The organism is Terrabacter lapilli (assembly GCF_039531305.1).
GTDB lineage: Bacteria > Actinomycetota > Actinomycetes > Actinomycetales > Dermatophilaceae > Terrabacter > Terrabacter lapilli.
In genome coordinates this window covers 881341-899514 of the sequence record NZ_BAAAPU010000007.1, presented here as the reverse complement: position 1 = coordinate 899514, position 18174 = coordinate 881341, and the positions used below count along the sequence as shown (strand labels likewise).

Sequence of the window (18174 nt, the reverse complement as noted above, 5' to 3'; positions counted from 1 at the left end):
ACCGCGGCGGGACCGCCTCGCCACCTGACGAAGGAGCACGAACCATGGCACTGCTCGGAGTCATCCTGCTGCTGCTGGGAGCCGCAGTCGGCGTCCTGGCCTACGTGGCCACCCATCCCGCGACGACGACCGTCGCCGTCACGGCGCTCGGCCTGACCCGCGACGCCTCACCCTTCGAGCTCGTGCTCTACGGCGCGGTCGCCATGCTGCTGCTCGCCCTGGGCTGGGCCCTGCTCTCGGCCGCGGCCCGGCGGCGGGCGCGTCTGCGCCGCGAGGAGAAGGAACGCGCCCGCGTCGCCGAGATCGAGGAGAACGCCGCGACCGCCCGCCGGGAGCACGAGGAGCGCCTGCAGGACGCCGGCCTGCGCGACGAGGACCTGCGCCGCCGCGAGAACGAGCTGTCCGCGCGCCACGAGGGCCTCGACACCCGTGAGGCAGAGCTGGCCCACCGCGAGGAGGAGGTCTCGCTCCGCGAGGCCGAGCTGCGCGAGCGCGAGCAGCCGTCGGTTGCCGACGTCGTGACCGGACGCGCCCACGGCAACGTCCACGAGGGCACCGCCTCCTGGCACCCCGAGGGCACCGACCCGACGGCCACCGACGCAACGGCCACCGACACCACGGTCACCGACACGGCCACCGACACGGCACACGGCGCAGAGACGACCGAGCCCACGGATCCCACTGAGCACAACGGCTCCACGGTCGTCGGCGAGCGCGAGCAGCGCGACTCCTCCGTGTGACCGGGCACACCGCCTACGTCTTCGACCTCGACGGCGTCGTCCGGGACTTCGCCCCGGGCGGCGCCGATGCCGCGATCGAGGCGGCCCTCGGGCTGCCGGCCGGGCACGTCTCGGCCACGGCGTTCCGCAGCGACCTGCTGCTGCCGACCATCACCGGGCGCCAGACCTTCGAGCAGTGGTATGCCGCGATCTGCGCGGCTCTCGAGGAGGTCGTTCCCGAGCCGGCCCGGGTCCGCGAGCACATGACCCGCTGGCGCGAGCACCGCGGCTCCGTCGTCGACGAGACGGTCGAGCGTCTCGAGGCACTCCGCTCCGGGCGTCACCGGACCTACGTCTTCACGAACGGCACCGACTACGTGCCGCAGGAGCTCGAGCTGCTCGGCGTCGCCAGGCTCTTCGACGGGGTGCTCAACAGCTCCGACTTCGGCCTCGCGAAGCCGGATCCGCGGGCGTATGCCGCCGCGCACGCCGCCATCGAGGCCGACCTCGGGCGCGAGCTGGGTCGCGAGCACGTGTGGTTCACCGACGACCGCGCGGAGAACGTCGCCGCCGCGCGTGAGTTCGGTTGGGCGGCAGAGCTGTTCACCCTGACCCGACCGGGCGCGCCGCCGGCAGGGTGACGACGGCCGTGACACCGGGGGCGGCGTCCTCCAGCCGCACCTCCCCGCCCCAGCGGCGCACGAGGGCTCGGGTGATGGGGAGGCCGAGCCCCGTGCCGCCGCTGTCGCGGTCGCGCGCCTCGTCGAGGCGCGTGAAGCGGTCGAAGACCCGGTCCAGGTCCTCGGCGGGGATGCCGTGCCCGTCGTCGGTGACGACGACCTCCACGCGTCCGGCCCGGGCCCGGGCGTCGATCGTCACCGAGCTGCGCGCGTGCCGGGCCGCGTTGTCGACGAGGTTGGTCACCGCCCGGGTGAGGTCGTCGGCGGAGGTGCTCGCCTCGACCGGGCGGCTCCCGAGCCCCGGCGCGACCCGCACGGGGACCCTTGCCGTGCGGTACCGCTCCGCGACGCGCACGGCCAGCGCCGCGACGTCGACGGTGGCCGCGGGTCGTGCGGATGCCGCGGTCCCGGCGTCGTCGGCGCGGGCGAGGAGCAGCAGGTCGTCGACGAGGCCCGAGAGCCGCTCGACGTCGGGAAGGACTTCCTCGGGCAGCCGCCCGCCCTCCCCCAGGCGCTGCGCCACCTCGAGCTGCGTGCGCATGCTGGCGAGCGGGCTGCGCAGCTCGTGCGCCGCGTCGGCCACGAAGGCGCGCTGCTTCCGGCGGGCCGTCGCGATCCGGTCGAGCATCGCGTTGAGCGTCGTCGCGAGGGCGCTGATCTCGTCTTCACTGGGTGGCACGGGCAGCCGTTCCCGCTCCGACGAGGCGTCGTCGATGTGCTCGGCCCCGCGTCGCAGGGCCTCCACCGGCCCGAGGGCGGCGCCGATCACCCGCCACGCGATGGCGGCCAGCGCCGCGAGCAGCAGTGGGAAGATCGCGAGCAGCAGCCAGCGGACGGTGCGTGCGCTCTGCTCGATGTCTGCCGTCGAGGCGGCCGCCACGACGGTGTAGGGGCGCTCACCGGACCTCTCGGGCCCGGCCGCCACCGCCGCGACCTGCAGCCGGCCGCTGAGCCCCGAGCGGCTGCCCGGCACGAGCACCGCCTCACCCGCCAGGGCGCGCCGGCGCTCGTCGGCGGTGACGAGGGGGGTGAGCCGGTCGGCCGTCACCGACCCGCTCACGACACGACCCCGGGCGTCGAGGACCTGGAGCACCTGCGCGCCGGACACCGGGACGGGGTCGGGCACCCGACCGGCGTCGACGAGCAACGCCACCTGCTCGGCGCTCGCGCGGGCGGCCGCCTCGACCGAGCGGGACAGCGACCCGGTCAGGATGACGTAGAGCAGCACCCCGCCGATGACGAGCGCGCCGGCGACCCCGAGGAGCCCCACGAGCATGAGGCGCCCGCGCAGTCCCAGCCGCGCGAGACGTCCAGGACGTCTGTCCGACAGGGGCTTGCGTCGTCGCGGTTCGGTCACGGGAGCGTCTTCACTGCGCCGTCTTCACTGCGCCGTCTTCACTGCGCCATCCGGTAGCCGGCGCCCCGGACCGTCTCGATCCGGGACCGCCCGAGCTTGCGCCGCAGGTAGCCGACGTAGACCTCGACGACGTTCGGGTCCTCCAGGCCGCCCCACACCCGGTCGAGCAGCTCGTCCTTGGGCACGACGACGCTGCCGGCGCGCATGAGGTGCTCGAGCAGGACGAACTCGCGCGGGGCCAGGGCAACGCCCTCGCCGTCCACCTCGACGCGCCGGCTGGAGGGGTCGAGGGTCACGCCCGCCTGCCTCAGGACGACGGGCCGCGGGGCGGGGTCGCGCCGGACCAGCGCGCGCAGGCGGGCGAGCAGGACGACGAACGAGAAGGGCTTGGTCAGGTAGTCGTCGGCGCCGTAGTCGAGCCCGTCCGCCTCGTCGTACTCGCCGTCCTTGGCCGTGAGCAGCAGGACCGGGACCCAGTTCTCCTCCTCGCGGAGGGTGCGCACGACCGTGTAGCCGGACAGGCCGGGCAGCATGATGTCGAGGACGACGACGTCGTAGCCGCCGAAACGAGCCGCGTCCAGACCGGAGATCCCGTCCGCGACGTGGTCGACGACGAAGCCCTCGGCACGCAGCCCCCGCACCAGGGCCGCGGCCATCCGCGCCTCGTCCTCCACCAGCAGCACCCGCACACCGCAACCATGGCACGCCGCACCGGCCCTCCGCCGCCGAGCAGCCCGTCGCCGCACCCGTGCGTTCTCAGTCACGTCTCAGGCGGCCCGGCGCAGGATGGCGCCATGAGCATCTTCACCGAGCACCCGGCCGCCCGCTGGGGCCTGCCGGTCGCAGCCGTCGGAGCCATCGGCGTCGTGGCACTCACCCTCAACCAGACGGCGTCCGCCGACTCCGGCCTCCCGCCGCGCACGGCGCAGCAGCTGCTCGCCGACGTGCGCTCGGCCGACGTCTCGAGCCTGTCCGGCACGGTCGTGCAGACCTCCGACCTCGGCCTCCCCTCGCTCGCGGGCCTCACAGGAGGCGGCCCGGCGGGTGGCGGGTCCGGGGGTGCGGGCGGCCTGGCCGGCGCGGGGGGCAGCTCCCTCACCTCGTTGCTGTCCGGCACCCACACCTGGCGCATCTGGGTCGACGGGCCGACCCGCCAGCGCCTCGCCCTCGTCGGCACGAGCGGCGAGTCCGACGTCATCCGCAACGGCTCCGACCTGTGGCTGTGGTCGAGCACCGACAAGACCGCCGTGCACCACACCGTCCCTGCCGACCAGCGCGGGCCCCGTCAGGGCACCACCGTGCCCGGCCGGCCCTCGGGCGGCCTCCCGACCGGCGTCCCGAGCACCCCTGACCAGGCAGCGTCCGCGGCCCTGGCGGCGATGGGCAGGGACACCGCGGTGACGACGTCCGGCGCGGCGTCGGTGGCCGGCCGGTCGGCATACGAGCTCGTCCTCACCCCCAAGGACACGGCCACGCGCGTCGCGTCGGTGCGCATTGCGATCGACGCCGAGAAGCACGTGCCGCTGCGGGTGCAGGTCTACTCGACGAAGCTGTCCAACCCCGCCTTCGAGGTGGGCTTCACGGCCGTCGACTTCTCGGCCCCCGAGGCGCGGCAGTTCGCCTTCACGCCGCCGGCGGGCACCACCGTGACGCAGTCCGACCAGGCCACCCCGAAGGGCGCCCCCGGCACCAACCCGGCACCGTCGAAGCAGCAGGCGGACGCCGCGGCCAAGGCAGCCGGCGCGACCCGCGTCGTCGGCTCGGGCTGGAGCACCGTGCTGGTGACGCGCATGCCGGCCGGCGCGACGTCAGGCACCACCTCGGGCAGTGGCGCTGGGACGGACGCCACGGCGCGCCAGCTGGCCACGGTCCTCAAGGCGCTCCCGGCCACGTCGGGCTCGTGGGGCTCCGGGCACGTCCTCGAGGGCACCCTGTTCTCCGCCGTCGTGACCGACGACGGTCGGGTGGCCGTCGGCGCCGTCGCACCGGAGAGCCTCTACGCGGCCCTGGCGGCGAAGTGACCGGCGAGCTCGCGATCGAGAGCCGGGGGCTGACGAAGCGGTTCCGCGGCACGGCGGCGGTCGACGCCCTCGACCTCGCCGTGCCCCGCGGGTCGGTCTACGGCTTCCTCGGGCCGAACGGCTCCGGGAAGACGACGACGATCCGGATGCTGCTCGGCCTGGTTCGCCCGACGGAAGGCACGAGCAGCCTTCTGGGCCACTCGATTCCGCGGGCGGCCCAGCAGGTGCTCCCTCGCGTCGGCGCGCTCGTCGAGGGCCCGGCCTTCCACCCCTACCTCTCGGGGCGGGACAACCTGCGCCGCCTGGACGCCGCGGACCTGACGGCCGACCGGCACACCGCGGCGTCGCGGGTCGACGCGGCGTTGGACCGGGTGGGCCTGCTCCCGGCGGCCGGCAAGCGCTACCGCGCCTACTCGCTCGGCATGCGCCAGCGCCTCGCCATCGCCGCGGCGCTCCTGATGCCCCGCGAGCTGCTGGTGCTCGACGAGCCGACCAACGGCCTCGACCCGCAGGGCACCCGCGAGGTGCGCCACCTCGTGGCGTCGCTGGCCTCCGACGGCACGACGGTCTTCGTCTCGAGCCACCTGCTGTCCGAGGTCGAGCAGATGTGCACCCACCTCGGGGTCATGAGCGAGGGGCGGCTCGTGGCCCAGGGCTCGACGGCCCAGGTGCGCGGCGGAGCCGCCCCGGTCGCACGCGTCCTCACCGAGCAGCCGGCCGAGGCGTCGCGCATCATGGCCGAGCTGGGCGTCGACGCCGTCGCGCCGATCCCCGGAGGCGTATGCGGTGTGCCGGGCGGCGTCGAGCCGGAGAAGATCGTCGCGGCGCTCGTCCAGGGCGGCGTCGGCGTCCGGGAGTTCACGGTGAGCAGCCCGAGCCTCGAGGACCTGTTCGTCGCGCTGACCGGGGAGGGTTTCGATGTCAGTGGCTGAGTCCGTGACCGCGTCCGCGGCCGCCGGCGGGACGGCACCACCGGCCCGGACGACCTGGTCCGGGCGGCTCTCCGGACGCCTGCTCTGGTCGGAGCTCGGCCTCATCGGCGGCCGGCGCCGCAACCAGATGGGCCTGCTCGTCCTCGCCGCCGTGCCGGTGCTCATGGCGGTCGCCGTGCGGATCTCCGCGCCGCGCGCGGGCCGTGGCCCCGACTTCCTCTCCTCGATCACCTCGAACGGGCTGTTCGTCCCGCTCGCGGCGCTCGGCGTGGAGATGGGGCTCTTCCTGCCGCTGGCCATCGCGATGCTCTCCGGCGACGCGGTGGCCGGCGAGGCGAACCTCGGCACGCTGCGCTACCTGCTCACCGTGCCGGTCGGGCGCACCCGGCTGCTCGCGGTCAAGTACGCCTCGCTCGTCGTCGGCGCCCTCTGGGGCGTCGCCGTCGTCACCCTCTCCGGTGCGGTCGTCGGGATCGCCCTGCTCGGCACCGGCCCGATGCCCACGCTGTCCGGCACCGAGCTGCCGTTCTGGAGCGGGGTGGGGCGGGTCGTCCTCGTCGGGCTCTACATCGCTGCCGGGCTCGCCGCGCTCGCCGCGGTCGGGCTGTTCATCTCGACGCTCACCGAGCAGCCGCTGGCCGCAACGGTGGCGCTGATGATCTTCACGATCCTGTCGTGGATCGCCGACGCGGTGCCGCAGATCTCGTGGCTGCACCCGTGGCTGCTCGTCGACCAGTGGCAGGCCTTCGCCGACCTGCTCCGCGACCCGCCGTTCTGGGACAACGTCGCCCGCGGCCTGTGGGTCGACCTCGGGTATGCCGTCGTCTTCTGGCTGCTCGCGTGGGCCCGGTTCGCCGGCAAGGACGTCACCAGCTGACCGACGCGTCGGCGGGCGCAGGACGTCCGGGGTCGGGTCAGACGAGGGTGAGGGACTCCCCGTCACCGTTCACGCCGACCTTGACGGTGGACCCGTCGCGGACCTCGCCGGAGAGCAGGCCCCGGGCCAGCCGGTCGCCGATCTCGCGCTGCACGAGGCGGCGCAGCGGACGCGCGCCGTAGGCCGGGTCGAAGCCCTTGTCGGCCAGCCAGCGGCGGGCGTCGTCGGTGACCTCGAGGGCGATGCGCCGGTCGGCGAGCCGCTGGGCGAACGCCTTGACCTGCAGGTCGACGATCCGCGTCAGGTCCTCGAGGGTGAGCGCGTCGAAGACGACGATCTCGTCGAGCCGGTTGAGGAACTCGGGCTTGAACGAGGCCCGCACGACCGCCATGACCTCGTTGCGCTTCTCCTCCGGCGACAGCAGCGGGTCGGTGAGGAACTGGGACCCGAGGTTGGAGGTGAGCACGAGGATGACGTTGCGGAAGTCGACCGTGCGCCCCTGGCCGTCGGTGAGGCGGCCGTCGTCGAGCACCTGGAGCAGGATGTCGAACGTCTCGGGGTGGGCCTTCTCGATCTCGTCGAGCAGGATCACGGAGTACGGGCGCCGGCGCACGGCCTCGGTGAGCTGGCCGCCCTCCTCGTAGCCGACGTAGCCGGGAGGCGCACCGATGAGGCGCGCGACCGAGTGGCGCTCGGAGTACTCCGACATGTCGATGCGCACCATGGCGCGCTCGTCGTCGAAGAGGAAGTCCGCGAGGCTCTTGGCCAGCTCCGTCTTGCCGACACCCGTCGGCCCGAGGAAGAGGAAGCTGCCGGTGGGCCGGTCGGGGTCGGAGACGCCGGCACGCGTGCGGCGCACGGCGTCGGACACTGCACGCACCGCGTCGGTCTGGCCGATGAGGCGCGCCCCGAGGTGCTCCTCCATGTGCAGCAGCTTCTCGGACTCGCCCTCGAGCAGCCGGCCGGCGGGAATGCCGGTCCAGGCCGAGATGACGTCGGCGATGTCGTCGGCGCCGACCTCCTCCTTGACCATCGGCTCGTCCTGGCCGGGGGCTGCCGCGGCCTCGCGCTCCTGGGCCGAGGCGAGCTCCTTCTCGAGCGTCGGGATGTCGCCGTAGAGGATCTTCGACGCGGCCGCGAGCTCGCCCTCGCGCTGCAGGCGGTCGGCCTGGGTGCGCAGGTCGTCGATCCGGGCCTTGAGGTCACCGACGGCGTTGAGGCCGGACTTCTCCGCCTCCCACCGGGCGTTGAGGGCGGCGAGCTCCTCGGTGCGGTCGGCGAGGTCCTTGCGCAGCCGCTCGAGGCGGTCGCGCGAGGCGGCGTCGGTCTCCTGCTCGAGCGCGAACTCCTCCATCTTCAGGCGGTCGACGGCACGGCGCAGCTCGTCGATCTCGACGGGGCTGCTGTCGATCTCCATGCGCAGCCGCGACGCGGCCTCGTCGATGAGGTCGATGGCCTTGTCGGGCAGCTGCCGCCCCGAGATGTAGCGGTCGGACAGCGACGCGGCGGCCACGAGCGCCGAGTCCGCGATGGTCACCTTGTGGTGGGCCTCGTAGCGCTCCTTGAGCCCGCGCAGGATCGCGATGGTGTCCTCGACCGACGGCTCGCCGACGAAGACCTGCTGGAAGCGGCGCTCGAGCGCGGCGTCCTTCTCGATGTGCTTGCGGTACTCGTCGAGCGTCGTCGCGCCGACGAGGCGCAGCTCACCGCGGGCGAGCATGGGCTTGAGCATGTTGCCGGCGTCCATCGCACCCTCGCCACCGGCGCCCGCGCCGACGACGGTGTGGATCTCGTCGATGAAGGTGACGATCTGCCCGTCGCTGCCCTTGATCTCCTCGAGGACGGCCTTGAGCCGCTCCTCGAACTCGCCGCGGTACTTCGCGCCGGCGAGCATCGCCCCGAGGTCGAGGCTGTAGAGCGTCTTGTCGCGCAGGCTCTCGGGCACGTCGCCCTCGACGATGCGCTGGGCGAGGCCCTCGACGACGGCGGTCTTGCCGACGCCGGGCTCGCCGATGAGGACGGGGTTGTTCTTCGTGCGGCGGGAGAGCACCTGCACGACGCGGCGGATCTCGGCGTCGCGGCCGATGACGGGGTCGAGCTTGCCCTCGCGGGCCCGGGCCGTGAGGTCCGTGCCGTACTTGGCCAGGGCCTCGAAGGTGCCCTCCGGGTTGTCGGACGTGACGGGCCGCCCGCCGCGCAGCTCGGGGATGGCCTTCTCGATGGCGTCGGCGTCGAGGCCGAACTGCCCGGTGCGGGCGATCGCCAGGAGCAGGTGGTCGGTGGAGACGAACGAGTCGCCCATCGCCGTCATGTACTGCTGGGCCTGCTGGACCACGCGGAGGCCGATCGGCGAGAGCTGCGGCTGCTGGACGCCGCCGGTGACCTGGGGCATCGACGCCATGGCACGCTCCGCCGCCGCGGTCGCCGCCGCGACGCTGGAGCCGCCCGCGGTCAGCAGGGCCGGGGTCGTGGTGCCGCTCTGGGCTGCCAACGCGAGCAGCAGGTGAGCCGGCTCGATGTTCGGGTGGTGCTTGCCCGTCGCGGTGGTCGCGGCCTGGGCGAAGGCCTCCTGAGCCTTGTTGGTCAGCTGTAGGTCCATGCGTACTCCTGGGAAAGGGATGGGTTCGCTGGGTTCAACCGGGTCTGAGTTGAGTCTATTCCACTCAACTTCACGTCAGGAGCGATCAGGCCGTATGCCGTCGCGCGGCGTCCCGCTGGAAGGCCCCCCCGGCCGTACGCTCGGCCCATGGACCGCGCCGCCCTTGCCGACGAGCTGCCCAGGGCGCGGTTCCGCACGACGCAGTTCCGCGAGGGCTACGCCCAGGCCGACGTCGACGCGCTCCTCGGCCGCTGACCCGGCTCGGGCCGCCGAGGCGATGCCGCGCGCGGCTCAGCCCTGCGGGTCGGGGTCGTACCAGCCGCCGTGGGCGGCGGCGAGCGCCTCGAAGCGGGCGGCATACGCGGGCACCGGAGGCGTGCGCACGTAGACGGCCCACTCGTGGTCCTCGGAGTCGTCCTCGCCGGCGAGGGCCTCGCGGACGACGCGCACCTCGGTCAGGCCCTCGGACTCCAGCTCGTCGGCGAGCTCCTCGGCGACCTCGCGGTCGGGCAGCACGAGAAGGTGCTCGATGCGGGTGCTCACGGGACCCAGCGTAGGACGCTCACACGACGTCCCCGGGCTCGGCGCCGGTCTCGATGACGTGCTCGGCGACCTCGCGCAGCTTGACGTTGTTGTCCTGCGAGGCGCGGCGCAGCAGGTCGAAGGCCTCCTGCGAGACGATCCGGTGGCGCTCGATGAGGATCCCCATCGCCTGGCCGATGAGCCGGTGGCTGTCCAGCGCCCGTTCGAGGTTGGCCTCGTTGCGGCGGCTGCGCCCCACGATGAGGGTGCGCTGGACGGCCTGCACGAGGGAGTGCAGCAGCAGCTCGCCCACGAGCCGTGCCGCCTCGAGGGGCTCGACCCTCCCGTCGGGCACGACCCAGCCGCGGCAGCGGGCGAGCTCGGCGATGGACTCCAGCAGGACGCCCTCACCCGTGCCCTCGACGAGAGCCGTGCGGGCCTCGGGCGGCAGTGCGGCCGGGGGCACGACCCCGGAGGCCGTGGCGTACAGGTCGTGCTGGTCGGTGGTGACCCGCAGCGCGGCGTCGCCGCCCATGGCATCGCCGATGGCTGCTGCGGCGATGGTCATGACGTCCTCGAGCTCCTCGAGCAGGACCATCCGTCGTGCCGCCTCGGCGATCCGCTCGGCCGTGGCCGGACGGGCGGGAGAGCCGTCGTCGCTCGTCGAGGGGAACGAAGGCGGGGTCGTCACGCGGGCCTCCAAGGTATGCCGGGAGAGGCCCGCGATCTTGGAGGCAGCACAGTCTTGCATCCCGGCACCGGGACCTCCAAAACGCCACGGCGACATGGCGCTTCGGCCGCAAGCCGAGCGCTCAGCCGGCCCGGAGTCAGCCCCCAGAGGGTCAGGCGGTGTCGGGGTCCTGGCCCGTCTCGACCACGCGCGTGGCGATCTCGCGCAGCTTGATGTTGCGGCTCAGGGAGGCCTGCCGCAGCATCTCGAAGCCCTGCTTCGCCGTGATCCGATGGCGCTCGATGAGCACCCCCACGGCGTGGCCGATGAGGCGGTGGCTCTCGATGGCCTGCTCGAGCTGCTTCTCCTTCTCGGCGCGCGCCTGGAGGTCGACGACACGGTCGACGGCCTGCCCCAGCGACTGCGCGAGCAGGTCACCGACGACGAGCTCGTCGCTCGAGACCAGCCGCGGCTCGTCGAACTGGACCCACGCCCGGCAGTCGCACTCCTGGGCCGTGGGGAACAGCAGCAGGCCCTCGCGCTTCTCACCCACGAGGACGTCGTGGCGGAACGGCGTCGAGTCGAGCCCACGGCGGACGCCGGGTTCGAGCTCTGTCGTCGACACGCGGCCGCGAGGCGAGAGCACGACGGGCTGCCCCTTGGTGGGCGAGACGCTGAGGGTGACCTCGCCGTCGAAGAGCACGGTGAAGCCGGTGACGGCGGTGGCGAGCGCCTGGTCGAGGTCGTCGGCCCTGGCGAGGTCGACGGCGATCCGCGCCGCCAGCTCGCGCCGCATCCGCGACTCGTGCTCGCGGGTCTCGTCGCGCACGACGACGATGATGAACCCCTCGTGCTCCGCGGTGGCCGGCACGCTGGCCGCGCGGGTGTGGACCCAGGCCTCGCCGCCACCCTTGCGCACGATGCGGTAGCGGTCGTCGAGCACCGGGCGCCCCGCCTGAAGCTCACGAATGCGCTCCTCGTGCCGGTCCCGCTCGGCGCCGCTCGCGTCGGCAGGCGCCCACCACGGGTAGGGAGGGACGAGCGGCCCGTCGGCCAGCGACCAGCCGAACGTACGCGTGAAGGCGGGGTTCATGTCGAGCACGCGGCCCTGCGCGTCGGCGATGACGAACGGCTCGACGATGGCCTCGACGATGGCGCGTAGCCAGGCTGCGTCGCGGGACCGCGAGCGCGAGCGCACGAGGTTGGCCGCGAGCCGGGCGCGGAGCTCCTGCGGGTCGAACGGCTTGGTGACGTAGTCGTCGGCGCCCTCGAGCAGCCCGGTGGTGCTGGCGTCCACGCCGGCCCGGGCCGAGAGCAGCACGACGGGCAGGTCGCGCAGCGCCGGGTCGGCGCGGATCTCGCGCACGAGGGTCAGGCCGTCCATCCGCGGCATCATGACGTCGGCCAGGACGATCGAGGGCCGCTGGGCCCGGACGTGGTCGAGCGCCTCGACACCGTCGCGGAGGGAGACGACGTCGTAGTCGCTGACCAGGTGCCGGGCGATGTAGTCGCGCATGTCGTGGTTGTCCTCGACCACGAGCAGCGTCGGACGCACGCCGGTGGATGTGGACACCTCGGACACGGGAGCCGCCGACTGCGGCGTGTCGGCCGCCATCTGCTCGGCCACGTCGTCGCGGACCACCCACGTGCTGGCCTCGAGGATGAAGGACTCCGCGGAGCGGGGACGGATCGAGGGGCGCAGCGCCTCGCGCGACGCGGGCCTGCCCCACGGCAGCGAGACCGTGAAGGTGCTGCCCTCTCCCGGGGTGGAGCTGACGCCCACGGTCCCGTCGAGCAGCTCGACGAGCTGCCGGACCAGCGAGAGGCCGATGCCGGCGCCCTCGCGTGAGCGACGGTCGTCGCCCCGGCCGAGCTGCCGGAACCGGTCGAAGACCAGGTCGAGGTCCTTCTCGGCGATCCCGACGCCGGTGTCGGTGACGGACACCTGGTAGCCGCCGGCGTGGGTCTCGAGCCGAAGGCAGATGCGGCCCCGCGGCGTGAACTTCAGCGCGTTGGAGAGCAGGTTGAGCACGATCCGCTCGAACATGTCGACGTCGACGTACGTCTCGTGGTCGACCTCGTCGGTGACGACCTCGAACTCGAGACCGGTGCGCTCGATCGCGGGTCGGAAGTTCGCGGCGATGCCGGTGGTGAGCTCCTCGAGGTCTGCCTCGACCCAGTGTGGCTCGACGGCTCCGGCCTCGACGCGGGTGAGGTCGAGGATGCGGTCGACGAGAACGGTGAGGCGTTCGGTGTTGCGGCGGATCAGCTCGAAGCGCTGACGCTGCTCGGGCTCCAGGCCGTCGTCGGCCAGGGCGTCGTTGACGGGCCCGGCGATGAGGGTGAGCGGGGTGCGCAGCTCGTGGCTGACGTTGGCGAAGAAGTCCGACTTGGCGACATCGAGCTCCTCCAGCACCTCGGCCCGTCGGCGCTCCTCCTGCAGGTGCCGGATGCCGCTCAGGGCCATGGCCACGTGCGAGGCGCACAGCTCGGCGTAGACCTGCAGCTGGGAGTCCCACGGTCGGCGCGGGTTGTCGGTGAGCAGGAGGTGGGCCGTGGGCCCGACCTGTCCGGGCTCCACGACGGGCACGCGGTGCACCACCTCGCCGGCGGCGGCGGTCCGCTCGTCCTCGGCCGGGCCCTCGGCCGAGCCGGTCCAGACGAGCTCAGCCCTCGTGTGGTCGTGCGGGTGCGAGCCGAGCACGCCGACGGCGCGGCGGCGGACGTCCTCGGGGCCGCGCGCGTCGGCGAGCGTCTCGACGAGCTCGGCGGAGACGCGGGCACGGCGTTCGGCGACGACCTTGGCCGTGGTCTCGGTGGCGACGTTGAGGACGCCGACGACCTTGCCGTCGTCGTCGTGGATGGCCCCGTAGGACCAGGTGAAGTAGGCCTCCTCGAGGAAGCCGGCGCGGTTGATCACGAGCAGCGCGTCCTCGACCCAGGTGGCCGGGCCACCGCTGGTGACGCCGTCCAGCATCGGGCCGATGATGTCCCAGACCTCGGGCCACACGGCGCGCACGGGCAGCGTCCACGCGCCGGGGTGCTTGTTGGGCCCGAGGAGGTCGCGGTAGCCGTCGTTGTAGAGCATGAGCAGCTCGGGTCCCCAGCAGATGAGCATGGGGAAGCGCGACGAGAGGCACACGTCCACGAGGACGCGCAGGTTGGTGGGCCAGGTCTCGACGGGACCCAGGGGCGTTGCCGACCAGTCGGTCTGCGAGAAGATCTGCTGCATCTCGCTGGGGCTCGACACGACGCCGAGGCGGTGTCCGGTCTCGGCCCCGCCGTGGATGTCACCCTCCGGTTGGTGCGGGGTCACGCGACGTCCGGGAGTGGGATCAAGAACTGCCTCCGGGGCAATCGGCAACGGCGCCCCAGCTGCATGAGGCCTGCACAGTGTTACACATGTAAGGCGGGCCCAGAACCCAGTGACCTACCGGTTCGGACGCCACACGACGAGGGCCTGCGAGGAGGGCGCGCGGGGAGGCCGCTGGCCGGGCCGCACCGTCACCACCTCGCCCCGCGGGCCCACGGCGAACACGCGCGCGCCGGCCGTCAGGGCCGCCTGCGCGGCCTGCGCCTCGGCCAGCTGGGCGGACAGCTCCTCCACCCGCGACTGGAGCGCCGCGACGTGGTTCTCGAGCTCGAGGATGCGCTGGATGCCGGCCAGCGAGACACCCTCCTGCGAGAGCCGCTGCACCTCGCGGAGCAGCTGCACGTCGCGGGTGCTGTAGCGCCGGCCCCCGCCGCGGGTGCGCGACGGGGAGACGAGGCCGAGCCGGTCGTACTGGCGCAGGGTCTGCGCGTGCATGCCGGCCAGCTCGGCCGCGACGGAGATGACGAAGACCGGGGCGTCGTCATCGTGCCCCGTGGGGCGGGCGCTCTTGCGGGCCATCGCCATCACCTCCTCCATCACTCGTCGGGTCGGTCGTCAGCTCGGTCGTCAGCTCGGTGGTCAGGCGCGGGCGCGCCGGAACAGCTCGGCCCTGGGGTCGTGGCCGTTCTCGGCCGCGGCCATCTTCTCGATGGCCTCGCGCGCCTCGTCGGTCAGTCGCTGCGGCACGATGACCTGCACCTTGGCGAGCAGGTCGCCGGTGTGGCCGCCGCGCTTGACGCCCCGACCCTTGAGCCGCAGGACGCGGCCGCTGGGGGTGCCGGGCGCGACCTTGACCTTGACGGAGCCGCCGTCGAGGGTGGGCACGGCGACGGTCGCCCCGAGCGCCGCCTCGGCGAAGGTCACCGGCAGGTCGACGGTCAGGTTGTCGCCGTCGCGGCCGAAGACGGGGTGCTTCTCGACCGTCACGGTCAGGATGAGGTCGCCGGCCGGGGCGCCGGGGTCACCCTGGCGGCCCTTGCCGCGCAGGCGGATCCGCTGCCCGTCCTTGACGCCCGCCGGGATGCGGGCGTTGATGCGGCCGAGGTCGGGTGAGCTCAGCGAGACCGTCGAGCCCTCCACGGCGTCGCGGAAGCCGATGGTCGTGCTGGCCTGGACGTCGGCCCCCGGGCGCGGACCTGCCGGCGCGCCGTAGCCGCCGTAGCCGGCACCGGGCGCGCCGCCGGGCCCTGCTCCGCCGAACATCTGGCCGAGGATGTCCTCGAGGTTGGGCTGTGCGCCGCCGCCGCCGGTGCTGAACCGGACGCGCTGGCCACCGGGGCCGCCCGCCCCGCCGAAGGCGGAGAAGATGTCCTCGAACCCCGCGCCCTGCCCGCCGGGGCCGCCCGCCGTGAAGCGGGCACCCCCGTGCGACATCGCGCGGATGGCGTCGTACTCGCGGCGCTTCTCGGGGTCGGACAGGACGGCATACGCCTCCCCGACCTCCTTGAAGCGCTCCTCCGCCTTGCGGTCCCCGACGTTGTGGTCGGGGTGCAGGTCGCGCGCGACCTTGCGGTAGGTCTTCTTGATCGTCGCCGCGTCGGCGTCCTGGGGCACGCCGAGGATCCCGTAGAAGTCCTTCTCGAACCAGTCCTGACTAGCCATGGCGCACCTCCTTCGTCACGGAAACCTTCACGCTGCTCCCATCATCGGGTATGCCGCCGGGCTGCGCGGGCAGCCCCGCGGCCGACGTGTCACGCGGGGTCGGCAACCGACACCCGGGCGGCGCGGACGAGCCGGTCACCGATGCGGTAGCCCGGCTGCAGCACCTGCACGACGGTCGTTCCCGTCGCGCCATCGGGCAGCTCCGCCTCGACGTGCATGAGGGCCTCGTGCACGTTGGGGTCGAACTCCTGCCCGGCCTCGCCGAGGCGCTCGACGCCGTAGCGGCCGAGCGTCGCCTCGAGCTTCTCGGCGATGGAGGCGAACGGGCCGGAGGCGAGGTCACCGGCCTGGCGGGCCATGTGGATGTCGTCGAGGACCGGGAGCAGCGACTCGACGACGCTGCCCACCGCCGTGTGGCGGATGACCTCGCGGTCGCGGTCGACGCGCTTCTTGTAGTTGACGTACTCGGCCTGCAGCCGCTGCAGGTCCGCGAGCAGTGTCGCGGCCATGCTCTCCTCCTCGGCGAGGGCGGTGCCCTCGGACTCCTCGTCGCCCGTCCGGCCGGCGTCGGGCGCGTGGCCGGCCTCGGCCGTCGCACCCGCCCCGTCGGACGGGGTCGACTCGCTCGGCCCGCCCGGGGCGTGGTCGAACTCGTCCTCGCCGCCGGGCTCGGACGAGGCGCCGGGACCGCCCTCGTAGTAGGTGTGGTGGCGCTCGCCGTGGGCCTCGGCCCGCGGCGGGGTGCCGGCGGCGTCGCCGCCGGCACCCGTCGCGCCCGTGGCGGTCACGTCGGGCTGCTCGCCTGACGCACCGTCGGCCGCGCGCTCCGACTCGAACTCGGACGCGGTCACTTGGCTTCCTTGGCCTCGTCCTCGTCGACGACCTCGGCGTCAACGACGTCGTCGTCGGCCGCGTGGCCGGCGCCGGCATCGGCCGTCTGGCCGTCCTGGGCACCCGCGGAGGAGGCGTTGGCCGAGGCCTGCTCGGAGGCGTACACCGCCTGACCCATGGCCTGCGACTTGGTGTTGAGGTCCTCGATCTTGGCCTTGATCTCGTCGACACCGGCCTCGGAGCCCTCGGCGATGGCGGCCTTGAGGTCGGCGAGCGACTCCTCGACCGGCGTCTTCACGTCGGCCGGGACCTTGTCGCCGGACTCCTTGAGGAAGGACTCGGTCGAGAAGACGAGCTGCTCGGCCTGGTTCTTGACCTCGGCCTCCTCGCGACGCTTGCGGTCCTCGTCGGCGTGCGCCTCGGCGTCCTTGACCATCCGGTCGATCTCGTCCTTGGAGAGGGCCGAGCCGCCGGTGATGGTCATCTTCTGCTCCTTGCCGGTGCCCTGGTCCTTGGCGGAGACGTTGACGATGCCGTTGGCGTCGATGTCGAAGGTGACCTCGATCTTCGGCACACCGCGCGGCGCCGGCGCGATGCCGGTCAGCTCGAAGGTGCCGAGCGACTTGTTGTGCTGAGCGATCTCGCGCTCACCCTGGAAGACCTGGATGAGGACGGACGGCTGGTTGTCGTCGGCCGTGCTGAAGATCTCGGAGCGCTTCGTCGGGATGGCGGTGTTGCGCTCGATGAGCTTGGTGAACAGGCCACCCTTGGTCTCGATGCCGAGCGAGAGCGGCGTGACGTCGATGAGCAGGACGTCCTTGCGCTCACCCTTGAGGACACCGGCCTGCAGGCTCGCGCCCATGGCGACGACCTCGTCGGGGTTGACGCCCTTGTTGGGCTCCTTGCCGCCGGTCAGCTCCTTGACGAGGTTGCTCACGGCCGGCATGCGGGTGGAGCCACCGACGAGCACGACGTGGTCGATGTCGGACACCTTGATGCCGGCGTCCTCGATGACCTTGTGGAACGGGGCCTTCGTGCGGTCGAGCAGGGACTTGGTCATCTGCTCGAACTGCGCGCGGCTGAGGTTCTCGTCGAGGTGGATCGGACCCTCGGGCGTCATCGAGATGTACTGCGCCGAGATGTTGGTGCTCGTCGCGGTGGAGAGCTCCTTCTTGGCGCGCTCGGCCTCGTCACGCAGGCGCTGCATGGCGATCTTGTCCTTGGACAGGTCCTGGCCGGTCTTGTTCTTCACCTGGGTGATGAGGTGCTGGACGATGACGTCGTCCCAGTCGTCGCCACCGAGGTGGTTGTCGCCGTTGGTGGCGCGCACCTGGATCGTCGCGAAGCCGTCCTCGGCGTCCTTGCCGACCTCGAGGAGGGACACGTCGAACGTGCCACCACCGAGGTCGAAGACGAGGATGAGCTCGTCCTCCTTGCCCTTGTCGAGGCCGTAGGCGAGCGCCGCCGCGGTGGGCTCGTTGACGATGCGCAGGACGTTGAGGCCCGCGATCTCACCGGCCTCCTTGGTGGCCTGGCGCTCGGCGTCGTCGAAGTAGGCGGGGACGGTGATGACGGCGTCGGTCACGGTCTCGCCGAGGTAGGACTCGGCGTCGCGCTTGAGCTTCTGGAGGATGCGGGCGCTGATCTCCTGCGCGGTGTAGCGCTTGCCGTCGATCTCGGGCGACTTCCAGTCGGTGCCCATGTGGCGCTTGACCGAGCGGATCGTCCGGTCGACGTTGGTGACGGCCTGGCGCTTGGCGACCTCACCGACGAGCACCTCGCCGTTCTTGGAGAACGCCACGACGGACGGGGTCGTACGCCCGCCCTCCGCGTTCGCGATGATGCTCGGCTCGCCGCCCTCGAGGACGGAGACGGCCGAGTTGGTGGTACCGAGGTCGATTCCGACCGCACGTGCCATGGGTGACTCCTTGGATCCGGGTGTTGCTGTGGTCTGGTTTGCAGGTCCTTCGCTCAATCTGCTCCGGTCGTCC

General features: G+C 72.8%; 16 protein-coding genes. 6 read left to right on the top strand and 10 right to left on the bottom strand.

What is annotated here, in order from left to right:
- Nucleotides 1-44: 44 nt before the first annotated feature.
- Complete coding sequence (locus ABD241_RS12085; RefSeq protein ID WP_344062572.1) at nt 45-740, top strand: hypothetical protein; 696 nt, start codon at nt 45-47, stop codon at nt 738-740.
- The gene (locus ABD241_RS12080) at nt 737-1360 is read left to right on the top strand and encodes an HAD family hydrolase (RefSeq protein ID WP_344062569.1); all 624 of its coding nucleotides are present in this window, start codon (nt 737-739) and stop codon (nt 1358-1360) included. The genes ABD241_RS12085 and ABD241_RS12080 overlap by 4 nt, the downstream gene beginning before the upstream one ends.
- Here the strand turns inward: ABD241_RS12080 and ABD241_RS12075 are convergent.
- Together ABD241_RS12075 and ABD241_RS12070 are read right to left on the bottom strand one after the other, a co-directional pair.
- Complete coding sequence (locus ABD241_RS12075) at nt 1323-2756, bottom strand: sensor histidine kinase (protein WP_344062566.1); 1434 nt, start codon at nt 2754-2756, stop codon at nt 1323-1325. The two genes, ABD241_RS12080 and ABD241_RS12075, sit on opposite strands and share 38 nt — an antisense overlap.
- 38 nt (nt 2757-2794) lie before the next feature.
- Nucleotides 2795-3445, bottom strand: a complete 651-nt coding sequence (locus ABD241_RS12070) for a response regulator (protein WP_142180952.1) — start codon at nt 3443-3445, stop codon at nt 2795-2797.
- A 105-nt stretch (nt 3446-3550) separates the two neighbouring features.
- On the opposite strand from ABD241_RS12070, the gene ABD241_RS12065 reads away from it, so the two are divergent.
- Genes ABD241_RS12065 through ABD241_RS12055 form a run of 3 tightly spaced genes read left to right on the top strand, consistent with a single transcriptional unit; the run spans nt 3551 to nt 6586 of the window.
- Complete coding sequence (locus ABD241_RS12065) at nt 3551-4777, top strand: LolA family protein (RefSeq protein ID WP_344062563.1); 1227 nt, start codon at nt 3551-3553, stop codon at nt 4775-4777.
- A complete protein-coding gene (locus ABD241_RS12060) occupies nt 4774-5709 on the top strand; it encodes an ABC transporter ATP-binding protein (RefSeq protein WP_344062560.1) in 936 nt (311 codons plus the stop codon). Before ABD241_RS12065 ends, ABD241_RS12060 begins: the two co-directional genes overlap by 4 nt.
- A complete protein-coding gene (locus tag ABD241_RS12055) occupies nt 5696-6586 on the top strand; it encodes an ABC transporter permease (RefSeq protein WP_425580753.1) in 891 nt (296 codons plus the stop codon). The genes ABD241_RS12060 and ABD241_RS12055 overlap by 14 nt, the downstream gene beginning before the upstream one ends.
- A 37-nt stretch (nt 6587-6623) precedes the next feature.
- Here ABD241_RS12055 and clpB read toward each other — a convergent pair whose 3' ends face one another.
- Complete coding sequence (gene clpB / locus ABD241_RS12050; RefSeq protein ID WP_344062554.1) at nt 6624-9185, bottom strand: ATP-dependent chaperone ClpB; 2562 nt, start codon at nt 9183-9185, stop codon at nt 6624-6626.
- Nucleotides 9186-9332: 147 nt separating this feature from the next.
- Here clpB and ABD241_RS12045 point away from each other — a divergent pair, with 147 nt between their 5' ends.
- Entirely contained in the window at nt 9333-9440 is a 108-nt protein-coding gene (locus ABD241_RS12045) for a DivIVA domain-containing protein (protein WP_344062551.1), read from the top strand.
- 36 nt (nt 9441-9476) lie between these two features.
- Here the strand turns inward: ABD241_RS12045 and ABD241_RS12040 are convergent, their stop codons facing one another.
- From ABD241_RS12040 to dnaK, 7 genes are all read right to left on the bottom strand, one after another.
- The gene (locus ABD241_RS12040) at nt 9477-9728 is read right to left on the bottom strand and encodes a hypothetical protein (RefSeq protein WP_344062548.1); all 252 of its coding nucleotides are present in this window, start codon (nt 9726-9728) and stop codon (nt 9477-9479) included.
- A 19-nt stretch (nt 9729-9747) separates the two neighbouring features.
- Nucleotides 9748-10398, bottom strand: a complete 651-nt coding sequence (locus tag ABD241_RS12035; protein ID WP_344062545.1) for an ANTAR domain-containing protein — start codon at nt 10396-10398, stop codon at nt 9748-9750.
- Between the two features lie 151 nt (nt 10399-10549).
- Nucleotides 10550-13693 (bottom strand): ATP-binding protein, encoded by a 3144-nt coding sequence (locus tag ABD241_RS12030; RefSeq protein WP_344062543.1) that lies wholly within the window; start codon nt 13691-13693, stop codon nt 10550-10552.
- 114 nt (nt 13694-13807) lie between these two features.
- Entirely contained in the window at nt 13808-14269 is a 462-nt protein-coding gene (locus ABD241_RS12025; RefSeq protein WP_425580752.1) for a heat shock protein transcriptional repressor HspR, read from the bottom strand.
- A 60-nt stretch (nt 14270-14329) separates the two neighbouring features.
- The gene (locus tag ABD241_RS12020) at nt 14330-15352 is read right to left on the bottom strand and encodes a DnaJ C-terminal domain-containing protein (RefSeq protein ID WP_344062538.1); all 1023 of its coding nucleotides are present in this window, start codon (nt 15350-15352) and stop codon (nt 14330-14332) included.
- 89 nt (nt 15353-15441) lie between these two features.
- Nucleotides 15442-16203: a nucleotide exchange factor GrpE gene (locus ABD241_RS12015; RefSeq protein ID WP_344062535.1), complete on the bottom strand. Its 762-nt coding sequence runs from the start codon at nt 16201-16203 to the stop codon at nt 15442-15444.
- Nucleotides 16200-18101: a molecular chaperone DnaK gene (gene dnaK / locus ABD241_RS12010; RefSeq protein WP_344062533.1), complete on the bottom strand. Its 1902-nt coding sequence runs from the start codon at nt 18099-18101 to the stop codon at nt 16200-16202. The genes ABD241_RS12015 and dnaK overlap by 4 nt, the downstream gene beginning before the upstream one ends.
- Nucleotides 18102-18174 lie beyond the last annotated feature (73 nt).

Excerpts from the sequence above, each read along its gene's own strand:
- ABD241_RS12085 (WP_344062572.1), top strand. The coding sequence starts at position 45 with ATGGCACTGCTCGGAGTCATCCTGCTGCTGCTGGGAGCCGCAGTCGGC.
- ABD241_RS12065 (WP_344062563.1), top strand. The coding sequence starts at position 3,551 with ATGAGCATCTTCACCGAGCACCCGGCCGCCCGCTGGGGCCTGCCGGTC.
- ABD241_RS12055 (WP_425580753.1), top strand. The coding sequence starts at position 5,696 with ATGTCAGTGGCTGAGTCCGTGACCGCGTCCGCGGCCGCCGGCGGGACG.
- clpB (WP_344062554.1), bottom strand. The coding sequence starts at position 9,185 with ATGGACCTACAGCTGACCAACAAGGCTCAGGAGGCCTTCGCCCAGGCC.
- ABD241_RS12045 (WP_344062551.1), top strand. The coding sequence starts at position 9,333 with ATGGACCGCGCCGCCCTTGCCGACGAGCTGCCCAGGGCGCGGTTCCGC.
- ABD241_RS12025 (WP_425580752.1), bottom strand. The coding sequence starts at position 14,269 with ATGGCCCGCAAGAGCGCCCGCCCCACGGGGCACGATGACGACGCCCCG.
- ABD241_RS12020 (WP_344062538.1), bottom strand. The coding sequence starts at position 15,352 with ATGGCTAGTCAGGACTGGTTCGAGAAGGACTTCTACGGGATCCTCGGC.
- dnaK (WP_344062533.1), bottom strand. The coding sequence starts at position 18,101 with ATGGCACGTGCGGTCGGAATCGACCTCGGTACCACCAACTCGGCCGTC.